Annotated in this window: 12 protein-coding genes and 1 tRNA gene; 4 read left to right on the forward strand and 9 right to left on the reverse strand. The window is 42.5% G+C overall.

All coding sequences use genetic code 11. The features are described 5' to 3' along the window. Positions 1-144: 144 nt before the first annotated feature. Positions 145-1,599: a PorP/SprF family type IX secretion system membrane protein gene (locus tag EIP89_RS01930; RefSeq protein WP_124396982.1), complete on the reverse strand. Its 1,455-nt coding sequence runs from the start codon at positions 1,597-1,599 to the stop codon at positions 145-147. A gap of 12 nt (positions 1,600-1,611) precedes the next feature. After that, complete coding sequence (locus EIP89_RS01935) at positions 1,612-3,663, reverse strand: T9SS type B sorting domain-containing protein (protein ID WP_124396983.1); 2,052 nt, start codon at positions 3,661-3,663, stop codon at positions 1,612-1,614. A gap of 193 nt (positions 3,664-3,856) precedes the next feature. On the opposite strand from EIP89_RS01935, the gene asnS reads away from it, so the two are divergent. Beyond that, complete coding sequence (gene asnS, locus EIP89_RS01940) at positions 3,857-5,287, forward strand: asparagine--tRNA ligase (protein ID WP_124396984.1); 1,431 nt, start codon at positions 3,857-3,859, stop codon at positions 5,285-5,287. Here asnS and EIP89_RS01945 read toward each other — a convergent pair whose 3' ends face one another. From EIP89_RS01945 to EIP89_RS01975, 7 genes are all read right to left on the reverse strand, one after another. After that, positions 5,288-7,462 (reverse strand): carbohydrate binding family 9 domain-containing protein, encoded by a 2,175-nt coding sequence (locus EIP89_RS01945; RefSeq protein WP_124396985.1) that lies wholly within the window; start codon positions 7,460-7,462, stop codon positions 5,288-5,290. It lies immediately after the preceding gene. Between the two features lie 38 nt (positions 7,463-7,500). Then, the gene (locus EIP89_RS01950; RefSeq protein WP_124396986.1) at positions 7,501-7,953 is read right to left on the reverse strand and encodes a GatB/YqeY domain-containing protein; all 453 of its coding nucleotides are present in this window, start codon (positions 7,951-7,953) and stop codon (positions 7,501-7,503) included. Positions 7,954-8,057: 104 nt separating this feature from the next. Further along, positions 8,058-9,398, reverse strand: coding sequence for a T9SS type A sorting domain-containing protein (locus EIP89_RS01955; protein WP_124396987.1), 1,341 nt, complete (start codon positions 9,396-9,398; stop codon positions 8,058-8,060). Between the two features lie 79 nt (positions 9,399-9,477). After that, positions 9,478-12,336, reverse strand: a complete 2,859-nt coding sequence (gene gcvP / locus EIP89_RS01960; RefSeq protein ID WP_124396988.1) for an aminomethyl-transferring glycine dehydrogenase — start codon at positions 12,334-12,336, stop codon at positions 9,478-9,480. 130 nt (positions 12,337-12,466) lie between these two features. Further along, the gene (locus EIP89_RS01965) at positions 12,467-14,176 is read right to left on the reverse strand and encodes a Na/Pi cotransporter family protein (RefSeq protein ID WP_124396989.1); all 1,710 of its coding nucleotides are present in this window, start codon (positions 14,174-14,176) and stop codon (positions 12,467-12,469) included. Beyond that, entirely contained in the window at positions 14,173-14,757 is a 585-nt protein-coding gene (gene rdgB, locus EIP89_RS01970) for an RdgB/HAM1 family non-canonical purine NTP pyrophosphatase (protein WP_307718663.1), read from the reverse strand. Before rdgB ends, EIP89_RS01965 begins: the two co-directional genes overlap by 4 nt. After that, positions 14,750-15,220: a 23S rRNA (pseudouridine(1915)-N(3))-methyltransferase RlmH gene (locus EIP89_RS01975; protein WP_160160489.1), complete on the reverse strand. Its 471-nt coding sequence runs from the start codon at positions 15,218-15,220 to the stop codon at positions 14,750-14,752. The genes rdgB and EIP89_RS01975 overlap by 8 nt, the downstream gene beginning before the upstream one ends. 63 nt (positions 15,221-15,283) lie before the next feature. On the opposite strand from EIP89_RS01975, the gene nadC reads away from it, so the two are divergent. From nadC to EIP89_RS11435, 3 genes are all read left to right on the forward strand, one after another. Then, positions 15,284-16,138, forward strand: coding sequence for a carboxylating nicotinate-nucleotide diphosphorylase (nadC, locus tag EIP89_RS01980; RefSeq protein WP_124396992.1), 855 nt, complete (start codon positions 15,284-15,286; stop codon positions 16,136-16,138). 80 nt (positions 16,139-16,218) lie between these two features. Then, on the forward strand, positions 16,219-17,103 hold the full coding sequence (locus EIP89_RS01985; protein WP_160160490.1) for a YihY/virulence factor BrkB family protein: 885 nt from the start codon (positions 16,219-16,221) through the stop codon (positions 17,101-17,103). Positions 17,104-17,194: 91 nt separating this feature from the next. After that, a tRNA-Arg gene (locus EIP89_RS11435) sits at positions 17,195-17,266 on the forward strand. Positions 17,267-17,289 lie beyond the last annotated feature (23 nt).

Here is a 17,289-nt window from a genome sequence, read left to right on the forward strand (position 1 = left end):
TTGCCGGGTTGCTGTTTAAAGACTACTCGCCTCACTTAAAATGTCTATGATGGCTCTAATTTACTTCAATTAAGGGTTTTATCAAAATAAAAAAGAAGGCGTCCTTTACTTTTTGGACACCTTCTTTTTGCTTTTATACCAAACCTATTCAACAATTTTAATCCAAAGCTCATCCATATACCTGCCATCAATTTTGTTTTGACGTACTTGATTGGCCTTGGCATAAGTATCAAACTTAAACAGATACACGTAGTACATGTTGTTGTTTTTGTCTTGGAAATAACGCGCGTCAAAGCCCTTGTTTTTCAATTCGGCGGTTAAACGCTCAGCGTTGCCAAGGTTAGAAAACACACCGGCGACTACATAGAAGCCCCTAGAGCCTGGCACCACATTGCTTGCCATTTCTGATTGCTGTATGGATTGGCCACCAGAGGTGAATCCAGTGCCTCCTTGTGGTTGATTACTTCCTTGTGCCGGCTGCTGCGGTTTAGTATTGCTTTGAGTCGTTGGCTGAGTAGCCCTTTGTCCATCAGTTTGCTGATTGGTCTGTTGTTCGGCCTGACGTTGGTATTCACGGCGAATTTCTTCGCGAAGCTCCTCCAAACGGTCTTTGATCATTTTTTCGGTATTGTCGTCCTTTTTGCTTTGCTGTTGTTTGAGCTTCTTAATTTCAGTTTCCAGTCGATCCATCTTGGAGCTGCTGCCAAATCTCCACATTAGGATGATTTCATTGCTGTTGCCCATTGCTCGGCTGTATTCAGAGATAGAGAAATCGTGGGCGTAGCCGATCATGAGTTGATCAGTGAGATTAACCCCTATGTTAAGAGTTACGGCATAATCGGTGCGATACATAAAGCCTAAATGGCCGTATTTAGGCACTCTCAATATTGCCCCGGCATCGACCATCGCCGGAACTCCCTCAGCTCCGCGAATCATCACAAGGGGGCTCAGAAGCGCTCGGTCGCCTTGAACATTTAGATCGTACTGTGCCATCAAATTGTAGTGTCTGTAGGCACTAAACAGCACTTGAGCAGTGGGCTGATCGAGAAACTTAATTGGCGATGAAAACAGCTGAGGAACGGCAGCTCCTACCATTAAATTGTTGATGCGCGCGTTCACACCGATGTTTACATCAAAGATTGATCTGCCATTCACCTGTCCAAACACAGCAGGGTCAAAGCGATCGGAGTTGCGAATAAGAGTAACGTTGATTGATTGATTCAAGTAGCCGGCTCCAATGCCAAAATCGATGAAGTTCTTGTCGCCAAACTGCACTTTATAGGCATACGCTCCATAAATGGCATTACGCTCCAGCAAACTTGCCTGGTCGTTATACGCATAGACTGAATAACCGACTTTATTTGAGAGAGATGCACCGTTAAAAGCTAAAGCAGCTGTTTGAGGTGCTCCGTCGAAACCTGTCCACTGTCGGCGAAAAATAGCTGAAAGCTCAGGAGTAGCTGACAGACCACTCATGGCTGGATTGTATATGTACGGTGTGAAAAAATAATTGCTGTAAAGAGGTACTTGCTGCGAGAAAGCCGATATGGTCAGACTAAATGCTACTAGAGACAGTCTAATTTTTTTTATTGTATTCATTTCGCTACCCTTTTAAAATTGATTTTGAAGGATTGTCACTGAACCTCTGTATATCACCTCATCGTCGCAAACAACCAAAATGTAGTAGGCTCCATCGGGCAGAGGTGCACCAGCATTGTCGGTACCAGCCCAATTGTGTGTATATGGCAATGCATTGTAAACGATCTTCCCATATCGGTTCATTACTATCAGTTCGCATATTTGATTGTTTATCAGTTCACTCAAGTCAAGAACATCGTTTACTCCATCACCGTTTGGAGTTAGTAAATTCGGAACATTCCGGAAGATTTCGATACTGTCGTTAGCTACGGGTTTTACCACAAAAACCAACATACTGTCAATTCCCTGGCAGCCTCCTGCATCTGTTACGAGCAGATAATAAGTGATAGTATCCGGCTGATTTGTCTGAGGAATGGATGAAGTGACTTGTGACAAAGGATTGCTGAACGAAACCGGTTTGTTGGCAAACCAATAATACATTCCGCCCGGACCAGCTCCTGAACCAATCAGCGTTACGGTTTGACCGATTTCTATTGTTTGGTCAGGACCAGCATTAGCAATAGGATTGCTCAGGGTAAGACGGATGGTGTCGTACGATTCACATCCACTTTGATTAGTAGCCCGTACAGGATATACACCCGGATTTTTCAGAACAATAACATTGTTGTTTAATGGCGGAGTTGTTAACCATGTAAAATTTACACCTGGTTGATTCGCTGATGCGACAACTATGACGCTATCACCGGCACAAAGCTCAATGCTGCGGGGCACATTGAAGCTGATAACAGGAAAATTAACCACATTTACTTGTAGGACGTTTGAGGTAAATGAGCATGTTTGGTTTGATATGATCACTCTATATTGGGCAGTGTCGTTGATTGTTACTCCATTAATCACTGGAGTGACTGAAAACCAAGCATTTGTGGCACCTGCAATGTCAGTAAAGGGTGACCCTACTGGATAAGAAATCTGCCATTGATAGTTTAGCGAATTAGTGTCTTTTACTGAAAGCATTGTTGAGTCACCAGAGCAAATGGTTAGGCCTTTAACAGAATCGCCCGGATAAGCTACAGGCATAATGGAATCCTCTGGCGGAAAATCGGTAATAACGGTTATGTAGCTGGATGTATCCACACAAAAGCCGTCAAACACGCGTACACGATATCTGCCAGCCACATACACTTCTTTGAAAATCAAGGTGTCATTCACCAGAGTTTTTGGATGAGGATTATTAAACACATCTAAAGTATCTACCATCCATTGATACTTGCGGCCAGGGCCTGCTGGTGCTGTTATGGTGATGAAATTACCGTCGCAGAAGCGAAAAGTATCAGCACTAATAGGTATAACACCAGGTTGAGGTTGAACTGTAAGATTTGTTGTAGGTTTGTAAGCCACTACTAAGGTGTCTTTCGATATTGAGTCGCATGAACCCAATGAAACTCTCAAACTAATAGCAGCTGTTTGCCAAAACTTAAACGTCTTTTGATTAGCTCCCGGAACAGGGGCACCGTTTACTCGCCATTGGTAAGAATAGGTTTCGCCGATGCCCGGATCGGGTCCTTCAAAAGTGATCGTATCACCTTCGCAAAAGCGGTATTCACCTGGAAATTGAGGGTTTAAAAACCCGCCTGAGATGGTAAATTTTGAAGAGGGTCTTTTGCCAATGATTATGATCGCGCTTGAATCGCTTACAGCTGTAGGCGAGCTCGAAGTAACCCTAACCCGATAGGCGCCTTGAGGAGTATTACAAGGAACCACAGCTTGAATGGTGCCTACTGTTCCGTGTACAGGTCCGTTGGGTGGAACGTTGTTTCCAAAAGGAAGTGGAGCGATTTGTATAAAATTACCGCTGAATGTTGAGCCACCCGGATTAGAGAGTTCGACTCGAATTAAATTATCACTTTGTAAAACCCCCGGATTTACAAAAAAGGTAACTTGTACGGTATCGCATTGGCACAGCTGCGTATTAAGTGCAGGTGAGGCTACAAAAACCTGCCCACTGACTGAATACGAAAGTGCCAAGACGAATGAAAGGAGGTTAAATTTTAAACTTTTTTTCATTCTTTTTTATTTTTGAGCAAAATAAATGTTTAAACAAATATACCTTGAATCTTTATTACCTTCGATTTTACATTTAATCAAAAAGGGCTTTTATTACAATCTTTTGTTAATTTAAAGCTGTTTTTTATGCACTGTTTTTTTAAAAAAAAAAGTGTTTGAATAGCTTTGCCCGATTGAAAGCATTTTCACCAAAATGAAAAACGAAATTAGCATAGCTGATTTATATAAAATTCAACCGATTGGAAGGGAAATTACGATTAGCGGCTGGGTTAGAACATTCAGGAGCAATCGATTCATTGCTCTCAACGATGGTAGTACTGCAGCCAATTTTCAGTGTGTTGTTGATTTTGAAAAATTTGAAGATTCGCTGTTAAAAAGAATTACAACCGGATCATGTGTAAGAGTAAAAGGAATAGTCACTAAATCACTTGGAAAAGGACAGCCAATCGAATTACAAGTTCAAACGATAGAAATTCTTGGAGATTCGGATGCTGAAAAATATCCTCTTCAGCCCAAAAAACACAGTCTTGAGTTTTTACGTGAAATTGCACACCTGCGACCGAGAACCACCACTTTTGGAGCCATCTTTCGTATTCGTCATCATTTAGCTTTTGCAATTCACGAGTATTTCAACAAAAACGGATTTTTTTATATTCACTCACCCATCATCACAGCTTCTGACGCTGAAGGGGCTGGTGAGATGTTTAATGTGTCGGTACTCGATAAGAGGAATATTCCGCTTACTGAAAACGGTGAGGTAGATTATTCAAAGGATTTTTTTGGAAAGGAAGCTAACTTAACCGTAAGTGGTCAGCTCGAGGCTGAGCTTTTGGCTATGGGGCTCGGCAAGGTGTACACTTTCGGGCCCACTTTCAGAGCTGAAAACAGCAACACAGCTCGCCATCTGGCTGAGTTCTGGATGATAGAGCCCGAAATGGCCTTTTATGAGCTGAAAGACAATATGGACCTGGCGGAAGACTTTTTAAAATACATTATAAAATATGCTCTTACCCATGCCGCCGATGATCTAGCCATTCTCGACCAAAGATTAGCCGAAGAAGAAAAGTCAAAACCAGCCGATCAGCGCTCGATGCCACTACTGGAGAAGTTGAAGTTTGTAACAGAAAATGCTTTCCAACGCATCACTTATACCGAAGCAATAGACATACTCTTACAGTCTCCATATCACAAAAAGAAAAAGTTTCAATTTCCTGTAGAATGGGGTATCGATCTGCAGAGCGAGCACGAGCGCTATTTGGTAGAGAAGCACTTTAATTCGCCGGTAATAATCACTGACTATCCGGCGGCCATTAAGGCATTCTACATGCGACTTAATGACGATGGAAAAACGGTGCGCGCTATGGATATCCTAGTGCCCGGCATCGGTGAGATTGTAGGTGGGTCGCAGCGCGAGGAGCGTTATGACGTATTGCTTTCTAAAATTCGTCAGTTTGGCATTTCTGAAGAGAGTTTGTGGTGGTACCTCGATACGCGCAGATTCGGTACTTGTCCGCATAGTGGCTTCGGATTGGGTTTTGAAAGGCTCGTTCAATTCGTTACTGGTATGTCGAATATCCGCGATGTAATTCCCTTCCCTCGCACGCCGGGCAATTGCGAGTTTTAATCACATTACAAATCGCCAAATAAGCTTACCCATTACATTTACCGAAGCAGTGGTTAAGCCCCGATCAGGCAAAGGACGGAGGGTTTGATTCGCAATAAAAAAGAAATCAGCCCCTGGAAAGGGTATCCACTGCAGGCGGTAATTCATTAAATATTCTTGGGTAGCACTGTTGTACTGCGCTAAGATGAAACCAAAAGTGTTAGGATTGAAGGCATATCTCACGCGCAGGGAGGTTAGCAATACATCAAAACCAGATTGCTGAAACATCCCTTGCGAATAGGTATTAAGCAAAGTGAATTGAATAAACCGACTCGTGCGCACATTTACATCCACCGATACATCGGTGCTACGGCCGTCAAAGAGTTGACCAATTGAATAATTGCCTGAAAACCATATTTTCCTACCTCTGAAAGTGGACAACTCAGCGGAATAACGCGTAAACCAATATTCCCCTGGCTCAATTATCGTATTGGCAAAGATTCGAAAGGGAACAAAAATGCCCTCTGCATGTCGGGTGGCATATAGGTAAATGCTCTCGCCAGAGCGCGTTTCTAAGCCAATGGGGGAAAAAGAATATTGAAACGTTTGTAGGCGATTTCCTTCGTTTATACGCGTCAGAGTTACACTGCCCGGACTAATTACGAATTGACGTATCCACTTCCATCGACCATTGGGATTGGGGCGGGGCTGGTAATTAATGATGGCAAAATATTCGTTGAAGTCTTCTCGGCGCATGAGGCCTACCTTAGGTGAAAAGTTTCTTCCTGCTTGCTGTGTACTTAAGAAAATGTTGAATTTGTCGTTTGGATATTGTACGAAAAATCGGTAAGCGAAATTTTCATTATTCAATGCTGTTTGGCTAGTGGCAGTGCCTACCAGAGCTCCCCCGATGTTTAAATTTTTTGAGCCTAAAAAATGAGAGGTGCTATATCGAAAATTTACACCAGTGGTAGTGTGTTGATAGTTTTCGTTGATGCGGAGAATGGTCATGCCACCTACTGTCGATTGTATTCCAAGGTCTTTTCGCATTGAAAAGGCTGAAAAATTCTCGGCAATGGCATTGTTGGTTTTTGCTGTTTGTATGCTCATTGCGCCTAAGGTGGTTCCTTTTGATTTGCCAAGTAGTCGAACGCCTGCCAGTATAGGTATCGGTTGATAATTGCTGTCGAGTCCAATTCGGCGAGTGTAGAATGGGATAATTCGGTCGCCTCCAAAGCCCATGTCGAAAAAATCTTGGCCTTCGAGAAAAAATTCCCTCAACTCGGGGAAAAAAAGAGGAAATCGCGTAAGATTCACTTGCTGGCGGTCGCTCTCTATCTGGGCAAAATCGGTATTCAAGCTTATGTTAAGTCTGTATGAAGCATTGATGAGATAGTTGATATCTAAACCGGCATTTACCAGCGAGCGCCAGTTGAGCGAATTTTCACCGTTTCGCTGACCGCCTACGCCCGAAATTCCGTAGGGTTTAAACTCCGTAAATTTTTTAGAGTTGGGAACGTTCGAAAGGTGGATTTGGCCGGCATTTGTCACCAGATTTAAGCGAGAATCGCGTTTCCAGCCCATCCATAGCGATTGTTCTCTTAGATATCTGATGTTGCGCTCGAAATTGATGCCCCAAATTGTTGAATCTGATTTCGATTCAAAGCGAAGTGAAATAAACGGTATAACGAATTCGGCAGTCCATCCAGCTGAGTCAATGGAAGTTTTTACATCCCATACGGTGTTCCAATTCAAATTTGTGGCTTTGCCATTGTCAAACACTTGATAGTCACCTCTTGCTCCTCGAGGATTGGTGTAAAAAACAAAGGCATTTCGCTTGTCGTAATATGTGTCAATCAGTATATAAAATACATCGTCGAGCTGTACGTTGAAATCTCTCGCTAATTCATAAGCAGTGATCGTGTGGCGCGGCTGTTCGCAGCGGATAGCTATGTATAGATTTTGAGCGTCATGCGCTATTCCAATCCATGTTTTATGCTCTGATGGTTTGCCTTCAAAAAGCTCGCGCTGGGTGAGGGCAAGCGGTTGAAGTATTCCCTCCCAAACAGATTCGGAGAGCTTTCCATCTACTTTTATAGGTTCATTTATGTACTGAGATTTAAGGCTCTGTCCATTAATTTTCAAGAAAAAAAGAAAGAGGGTTATCCATGTAACCCTTTTCAATATCGACAGCATCAAAAAGGAGTAGAAGGTTTTTGTGTGCTTTGCAAAAATTATTTGTTCAATAATTTTTTAACTGCCTCTGAAATAGCTTTTCCATCGGCTCTGCCAGCCAGTTTTTTAGAGGCTACGCCCATTACTTTTCCAAAGTCAGCAGGTGAGGAGGCGCCCAGTTCTTGAATCAGTTTTGAAACTTCCTCATGAAGCTCTTCTTCAGTTAATGGTTTAGGGAGAAATTCTTCGATTACGCGCATTTGAGCCAATTCTTCGGCAGCGAGGTCTTCTCGATTTTGCTGAATGAAAATCTCGTAGCTTTCTTTGCGCTGTTTGTGTAGTTTTTGAAGAATTTTTACTTCTGTATCTTCAGATAGCGTATCAGTAGCGCCCTTTTCAGTATGTGCTAATAAAATGGCTGATTTTATAGCTCTCAAGGCATTTAATCTGTCTTTGTCTTTGGCCTTCATGGCCTCTTTTATTTTTTCATTGATCTGATTCTCAAGACTCATTTTGCTAAAGATTTAAAAGAAAATTTCATAATAAGTCTGACAAAAATAAAACAGCCTCCCAAGTTAAGCGGGAGGCTGTCTATAAGTTAAGATTATATCTTTAATTATTTCAGCGTAATTCTTTCTGTAAGGGTTGTTGTACCGTTTGTAATGTTGATCAAGTAAATGCCCTTAGCCATTCCGCTGAGGTCAAACTTGAAGTTTGCTCCATCGTGGAGGTACACATTTTCCGACTTCAATACTTGACCTAAAAGGTTTACAACACGTACATCGTATCTGCCAGCCTGAATATTTTCAACACTTAGATTGAGTTCTCCATTAGTTGGATTTGGATAAACCCTCACACGACCTCTTTCAAATTCATCCTTTCCAATGGTGCTGTTTCCGGTAACGAAGAATTCGATGTATGGGGCAAAGGTAAGACTGGGGCTTATCAACTCGTTGCTGAGCTGATTTGCACTGTTTCCATAACGGGTACCTACAAATAGGTTTCCGAAGACTGCTCTTGATTGTGGATATAAATCATAAGCTTCAAGGAAGGTTGGAACGTTTTGCTGCGCTTGTGGATCACGAGCGTATATCGGTCTGAAAAAGTTTTTTCGGATCGGATTTGTTGTGTTGTTTCCATCGTACAAGGTGTCACCAGCTTGATAGGTGTATCCTGGCTTGAAGTGTACTACTGCAGCCACTTTGTTGCCGGCAGGTATATTTAGCGACTGGGGCAGTGGCAGTCTAAATTCCACTTCTGCACTGTCCGAAACGGTAAGTCTGTAATGTAGTACTACTCTGTTTGTAGCAGTCAATCCATTATGGAAACCGTGATTTGGACTTCCACTATATCTAGGTACGGTTAGTGGGATAGCGGCAGTTTGACCGGGGAATGAATTAGCCGGATATTGTACACCAGTCCTCCAGGTGGTATTGTTGTTAATGTCCCCCCAAATAATATCTACGCGAATAGAGTCACCTGTGAAATTTTGAAGATTTGGGGTAGCTATATCATAAAACCCGTATACAATCACAGTATCAATGTTTATTGCATCAGTGGGTGCAAAGTAGTCGAGCTGAGCTAGAGCAAAAGCCTGAGAGTTCGGGTCTAATACACTGGAAACAGCGTGGATGTTTACTCTGGTAGCACCTGATGATGTAACCATCGTTAATTGAGAGTCGGGGAAAAAACCATTAGTTAACCATACAAAGTTTAACTGCTTTAATGCCGCAACGGGGTCGACATGACTCATGCGCTGTGCAACAGCTTTGTTGCCCTTATTGGTATAACGAATATTGCGGGCGTCTTGTAAAGCTTGAATCAGCTTTTCTTTTTTGTGCTGGGGAAGCTCTTGGAAGAGCAATTTAGATTCCATCATAGCTGCATTCTCAACGATGGACTGTGCTGAAGTTGAGATACCAGCGATGAGTAGAAGGCTTAGTAAGGTTTTTTTCATAGGTCTTTAAATTTTCGCTAAATTACATAAAAGTCACGATTATTTAAAACTTTTCTATTTCTAAAACGTACGTTAAAACTCATTCAGCATACGAAGAGGTTGGCTCACAGGTACATACGAGATTTCGGTCGCCATAGGCGTCGTCCACACGGCGCACTGAAGGCCAAAACTTGTTTTCAGCCACATAGTCAAGCGGATAGGCTGCTTTCTTGCGGGTGTAGGGCAGTGACCATTCTTCTGCCGTCAGCATCTCGAGGGTGTGAGGTGCGTTTTTCAATACATTGTTGATTTTATCGGCGTTGCCGAGGGCGATTTCTTCAATCTCCTTTCGAATGGAGATCATCGCATCGCAGAAGCGATCTATTTCGGCTTTGCTTTCGCTTTCAGTTGGTTCGATCATTAGGGTTCCGGCCACTGGAAAGGATACCGTAGGCGCGTGGAAACCGTAGTCCATTAAACGTTTTGCAATATCTACTACTTCAATGCTGGCATCGCGTTTAAAGGCGCGGCAATCGAGGATGAGTTCATGAGCCACTGTGCCATTTTCGCCTGTGTAGAGAATAGGATAATGTTTTTCTAAACGTGCCTTAATATAGTTAGCATTCAGAATGGCATATTTGGTAGCATTCGTTAGCCCCTCAGCACCTAACATTTTTATATAAGCATATGAAATAATCAATATCAAACCACTTCCGTAAGGGGCTGCTGATATGGGCGTAATGGCGTGTTCGCCTCCTGTTTTCACAATGGGATGACCCGGTAAGAAAGGTGCTAAATGTTTGGCTACACAGATTGGCCCCATACCCGGCCCGCCACCACCGTGCGGAATGGCGAAGGTTTTATGCAAATTCAGGTGGCATACATCTGCTCCGATGGCTGCAGGATTGGTGAGTCCTACCTGGGCATTCATGTTGGCTCCGTCCATATATACCTGTCCTCCATGTGTGTGGATGATATCGGTAATTTCTTTTACCGCACTTTCGAATACACCGTGAGTCGAAGGATAGGTAATCATAAGCCCTGCCAGTTCGTTGCTGTGCTTTTCAGCTAGCGAGCGCAGGTCGTTTACATCGATGTTGCCGTTTTCATCGCATTTTACTACTACCACTTTCATGCCGGCCATCACAGCTGAAGCTGGATTAGTACCGTGGGCAGAGGAGGGGATAAGTACTACGTTGCGATGTCCTTGGCCTCTGTGCTGATGGTAGGCACGAATTACCATTAATCCGGCGTATTCGCCTTGAGCTCCGGAGTTGGGCTGCAGCGATACGCTGTCAAAACCGGTGATTATTGCCAGGTCTCTCTCCAGCTCGCGGATGATGTGCATGTAGCCTTCTACCTGATCGGCTGGTGCAAAGGGATGAATGTCAGAGAACTCAGGCCATGAAAGAGGTATCATCTCCGTAGCGGCATTCAGCTTCATAGTACAGCTGCCGAGGGCGATCATACTTTGGTTAAGAGCGAGGTCCTTGCGTTCAAGTTTTTTCAAGTAGCGCATCATCTCAGTTTCGCTGTGATAGCTATTGAAAACCGGATGAGTCAAGAAAGGTGAGGTGCGCAATAGATCCTCAGGCATTGTGGTTTCAACTTCACCGGGTAATGAAACTGGGCTTACCCCCTTGGCCTCGGCAAATACGCGAACAATGTCTTCAAGGCTTTCGTCATAAGTGGCTTCGCCTAAGCTAATTGAGAGTGTTTTAGAATCTATATAGTTGAAATTCATCATATTGCGCTCAGCTATTTGGCGCAACTTCGAAATTTCGACCTCTCCGAGGTCGATACGAATGGTGTCGAAGTAACTTTTATTGAGTTGTTTATATCCAAGAGCGTCAATTGATGAAGCGAGTCTAATGGCGTTATGGTGAATTCTGCGGGCTATGTGGCGTAGGCCATCAGGTCCGTGGTAAATGGCATAGGCAGCAGCCATGACTGCTAGTAATACCTGTGCGGTACAAATGTTTGATGTGGCTTTTTCGCGCTTGATGTGTTGTTCTCGAGTTTGCAAAGCCATGCGCAGAGCCGGTTTGCCATCTTTGTCGATGGTTCGACCAATGATTCGACCAGGAATGAAGCGCTTGTACTCATCCTTCGTGGCAAAGTAGGCAGCGTGAGGCCCTCCGAAGCCCAATGGAATGCCGAAGCGCTGTGTGGTACCTACCACTACATCGGCGCCCCACTCTCCTGGGGGAGTGAGTAGTGCAAGGCTCAGGATGTCGGCCGCTACGATTACATGAATGCCATGTGCTTTACATTCATTTACAAATGTTCTGTAATCTTGAATTTCACCGTTGGCATCAGGATATTGAACGAGTACGGCGTAATATTCGTCGCGAGGTTTGAAGGTTCTAAAATCGCCAAATTCGAGTTCTATTCCCAGTGGTATAGCCCTTGTTTTCAGAAGAGCTTTGGTTTGAGGAAATACACTGTCGCTTACAAACAGCTTGTGGCTGTTCTGTTTTTCTTTCGTACGTGCGGAGTGCAGCATGGTCATAGCCTCGGCTGCGGCAGTGGCTTCATCGAGCAGCGAAGCATTAGCGATTTCCATACCCGTCAGGTCACAAACCATTGTCTGATAGTTCAACAGCATTTCCATGCGACCTTGGGCTATTTCGGCTTGATAAGGCGTGTAAGCTGTGTACCAGCCAGGATTTTCAAATATGTTTCTTTGAATCACACCCGGCAGCACAGTTCCGTAATAACCCATCCCGATGTAGTTGCGGAACAATTTGTTTTTAGCTGCAATTTTTTTCAAATGGGTTAAAAAAGTTCTTTCGGTCTTTGGCGCATCGAGTCCTTCGAGCGGTTTGATACGAATGTTTTCGGGTACAGTTTTTAGAATCAATTCGTCCAACGACGATACCCCAATTTCACGGAGCATTTCAGCTTCATCATCTTTCCGGATGCCTATATGTCGATAGGCAAATGAATTGTAATTCATATTCTTAAATTGTGTGAGTTCTATTGATTACAGTGAAAGTGTTGAAATGTTTTTCAATGCAAATGTAATGGGGCATCTGGCTTATTCGCTTGATGTGGTTGAGAATTATACTAACGCAATATTAACCAAGTTACATTTTTAATCCATTGATTACCAGAACAATACTCTCCAGGTGGTCGCCTATTCGCTCCAAGTCGTTTACAACATCCAAATAAAGTAGCCTTACTTGTGAATTAGATTGATTGTTCGAAAAATCTTTTAAAAATTTGGCTCTAAAGTCTTTGTATAAGTCATTGATTTGAAGTTCTATTTGTTCAGATTCCATCAATTTCTCTTCGCTTTTTTCAAAAGAATATACACTGTCTTTAGTGACTTCAAAAGCACGTTCAACGAGCATCATAAGTTGCAAAATGTCATTTCGCTGCTTGGGTGTAAAAAACATTTTATTTTCTTTCTTTCTTTTGAAACTGACTGCTATGCGCAAGGTAAGGTCAGTAATTCGCTCCAAATAGCTCACTACGCTGAGCATTTTGCGAATCAAAATGGATATTTCTACGCCGGCATCCTGTCCGTTTACTTTGAGTAAAAATTCTGTAAATTTTACTGAAGCTCTATCGGCTTTATTTTCAAAATCGAGAATTTTTTCAAATTTCTTTTCAAAGGTTTCGCCCTCGATTTCGTTCATTATTTCAGAGAGCAATACGAATGACTTTTCAGCATTTACAGTGTATTTGTATATTTCTTTTTCAGCTTCTAAGTAGTTGAGCGAAGGGGTACCAACTATGTAGTTCGAAATGAACTCTATTTCTGTCTGTTCGTCTTCTGTTTTAGATGGATAAATTTTTAAACAAAGTTTTTGAATTTGGTCAATAAATGGCAGAAGCAGTATTGTATTGGTTATGTTGAAAAGTGAATGGAAAATCGGAATTCCTTTCACCAAACCTTCAGAAGAATCAAATGGGGTAATTCCAGTGATGAAATGAGTAATTTCTGAAGAGATGTTAATGAGCGGTACGAAAAAGAGAATAGCCCAAAAAACACCAATTACATTGAAAATGGTATGAGCTATGGCAGCTCTTTTTCCTTGTATATTTGCCAGCAAAGCAGCCAAATTTGCAGTGGTTGTTGTTCCTATATTTTCACCCAAAACGATGGCTGCAGCCATCGGAAATGTAATAAGATTTTCAGAAGCGAAAATGATGGTTACAGCAATAGCTGCAGTGGAAGATTGTAAAAAGATGGACAGGAGAATTCCAATGAAAATAAACAAGAGAATAAAAAATAAATTTTGAAGGGTGAATTTTAAGCTTATGTCATAGAGCGATATCCATTCAAAAAACTCAGTATTTGATTCTATTAAAATCGTGTTGTTTTGCATAAATTTTAATCCAACAAAAAACAACGAAAGACCAACAATCATCTCGCCGTAATAGCGCACTTTTTTTGTCTTAAAAAAGAGCATCACAACCCCAGGTATGCTCAATATATATGCATAATCAATTAGATTAAAAGTTCCTAAACCCAGATAAGATATAATCCATGCCGTGAGTGTGGTACCAATATTGGCACCCATTATGAGTGAAATCGATTGAAAGAGCGTAATCACTCCAGCACTAGCGAAGCCTACAATCATCACTGTAGTGGCCGATGAAGATTGTACTAAAATGGTGGCTAAAGCTCCGGAAAGTACTCCTAAAATTCTGCTTTTAGTCATAAAATCGAGTACTTTTCTGAATCTGAGACCTGCCACTTTTTGCAGCCCTTCACTTAGCACTTTCATGCCATAGATAAAAATGGCTAAGCCACCAAGTAAATTGAGTATAATCAGAGTGATATTCACTGTTCGATTTTTTGAAGAAATGCAAGAAATTTTTCTAAAGCTCTTTTTCGATGACTTATAGAATTTTTTTCATCCAGCGTCATCTCTGCAAAGGTTTTATTAAATCCATCCGGTAAAAAAACAGGGTCATATCCGAAGCCTTGATTTCCTCTCGGGGAGTCAACTATTATGCCTTTAACTTCCCCTTCGAAGTAGTGCACATCACCGTCTTTTACGAAACAAAGCACTGTTACAAATCGAGCCGTCCGATCGGTAACAGTCTCAAGCTCGGTCAGCAGTTTTTCCATATTTCTTTTGGCATTGGCCTCCGGACCTGCATAGCGCGCTGAATACACGCCAGGAGCGCCATTTAGGGAATTTACTTCGAGCCCGGTATCATCGGCCAAAACAGCGTTTAATCCTTTTTTTCTCAAAAAATCGGCCTTGATAAAGGCATTTTCTTTCAATGTGTTACCCGTTTCTGGTATTTCGGCCTCTATTCCGGCCTCTTTCATGCTTCTTATATGCACACTTGGTGGTAACAGAGAGGCGATTTCCTCCAGCTTATAGGCATTATTACTTGCAAATACGATATCAATCATGATGGTACGGATGGTTGTGAAGAATGGTAAAAGCTCTGTAGAACTGCTCCAAAACTATGACTCTGACCAGTTGATGGCTGAAAGTCAATTTCGACAGCGATATGATCTTTTTTGCTTTTGAATATAAGTCTGAATGAAATCCATAGGCCCCACCTATTACCCATAGTGAATGACGCACAGAATTGTTTTGCAACTGACCAATTAAAGCTGCTAATTCTCTGCTGCTCAGCAGCTTTCCTCTTTCATCGAAGAGTATCAAGCAATCAGATCCTTCACTTTCGCGCAAGATAAGCTCCATTTCAGCCTTTTGGACCGATGTGATATCGGCATTCGCCACTTTTTTTGGCTCTTGTTTTAGGTATTCAAAGCGGGTGTAGTGGCGCAGTCTGGGCAGGTAGTAAGTTTCAGCTTCGTTTACGTAGCTAATGTTTGATTTACCAATCGTGAGAAGGGAAATTTTCAAATTCGTAGGGCTGATTGTAACCTTTGCAAAAGTATGAAGCCGCGATTTTAGATGAACAGACCGATGTACTTTGCCACTTTCGAAGAAGAACTCGACTATTTTTTAAACTATACACTACAAGAAGATATTGGCTCGGGCGACCACAGCAGCCTGGCTTGCATCTCTTCTGATGCTGTCGGGACTTCAAAATTGCTTGTAAAAGAGCCCTGCGTCCTTGCTGGATTAGAGGTGGTTGAGGCCATTTTTAAAAAATTAGACCCCAATACCCGCATCCATTTTTATAAAGTGGATGGCGCTGCCTGTGAGGTAGGTGAAATTGCCTTTGAAGTGAAGGCTCGAATTCATGCGCTTCTCTCTGGTGAGCGCTTGATGCTAAACATCTTACAGCGCATGAGCGGGATTGCTACACGCACGCGACGGTTAGCCGATATGATAAGTCATACCCGTTGTCGGCTGCTCGATACACGCAAGACCACGCCTGGCATGCGCTTTCTCGAAAAAAGAGCTGTAGCCATTGGCGGTGGATACAATCATCGCTTTGGTCTCTACGACATGATCATGCTTAAAGACAACCATATCGACTTTGCAGGTGGCATTGAAAAAGCCATCAAAAAAACCCATCAATACCTAGCCGAAAAAAACCTCTCTCTAAAAATTGAAGTCGAGTGCCGAAACCTCCCAGAAGTGGAACAGGTTTTGACTGTGGGCGGTGTGGATCGGATTATGTTTGACAATTTCTCACCTTCGATGATTGTAAAAGCCCTACAACTCGTAAAAGGTGCGTTCGAAACAGAAGCCTCCGGCGGCATTACCGAACAGAATATCGTAGAATATGCAGAAACTGGGGTGGATTTCATCTCCATGGGTGCTCTGACGCATAGCGTCAAATCCATTGATCTAAGTTTTAAGGCGGAATGAGGTTTTTGAATACTTTACTTCAGAGATACAAGAATTTTTTACGGTTAGTAAAAATTTACTTTCAGCTGTTTTTAAAGGTTTTGCGTTTTATCAAAATTCCGTTTTTTCAAGGCCAGAGCCTCTATGACGTTCTACGTTTTTTCTATATTGGCATAATTGAAGGCAATGTCACCTCTCGGGCTGCCAGTGTATCCTTTAGTTTTTTTCTTGCATTGTTTCCGGGTATCATTTTTCTTTTTACCCTCATACCTTACATACCGATTGACGGCTTTCAGCAAGTGCTCTTCGAATTACTACACGAAATAATGCCGCCCAATACCTTCGAAGCTGCTGAAAGCACCATCGACGACATCATCAACAATAAGCGGGGCGATCTTCTCTCCTTCGGTTTCATTGCGGCCCTCATCTTCGCTACCAACGGTACCAATGCTCTCATTAGCAATTTCAATGCGACTGTTCACCAATTCAAAACCCGGAGCTTCTGGCGACAAGAGCTGGTTGCTATACTTCTCACACTGCTTCTTTCCGTTTTGTTTATCATTGGCATCGCGCTTATCATCTTTACAGAGGGCTTCACCGATTGGCTCATTGAGATTAAAGTCATTCCTTCCGAACTCAAGTCATTTCTGCGCATCGGCCGATACGCTTCTCTCGTTGCGGTCATCTTTTTTTCCATTTCGCTGCTTTATTATTTCGGACCAGCGGATCGACGACTTTTTAAATTTCTTTCGCCAGGCTCTATTCTCGCCACTGTTCTCATCCTTATCGGTTCCGAAATCTTTAGTTACTACATCAACAATTTCAACCAATACAACCGCCTGTATGGCTCCATTGGTACTTTATTGATCATCCTTCTTTGGATTTACGTAAATTCGCTTATCCTCATCATCGGTTTTGAATTCAACGCTGGTATAGCGGCTGCTAAGCGCAATGAAATAAAACACATTTTAGGCGATAAAGTCTAATTTTCAAGCATACTACGGCCACTTTTAAGTAAGTTGTAAACAACCAAATTCTTTTCGAAGCACTACTTTTGCCCCACTTAACAACAATTCTGGCTTCATAGTACAATGGATAGTACGTGGGTCTCCGGAACCCAAGATTCCAGTTCGATTCTGGATGAAGCCACAATCTTCATAACACAAAAGCGC

The organism is Thermaurantimonas aggregans (assembly GCF_003851885.1).
GTDB classification, from domain to species: Bacteria; Bacteroidota; Bacteroidia; order Flavobacteriales; family Schleiferiaceae; genus Thermaurantimonas; species Thermaurantimonas aggregans.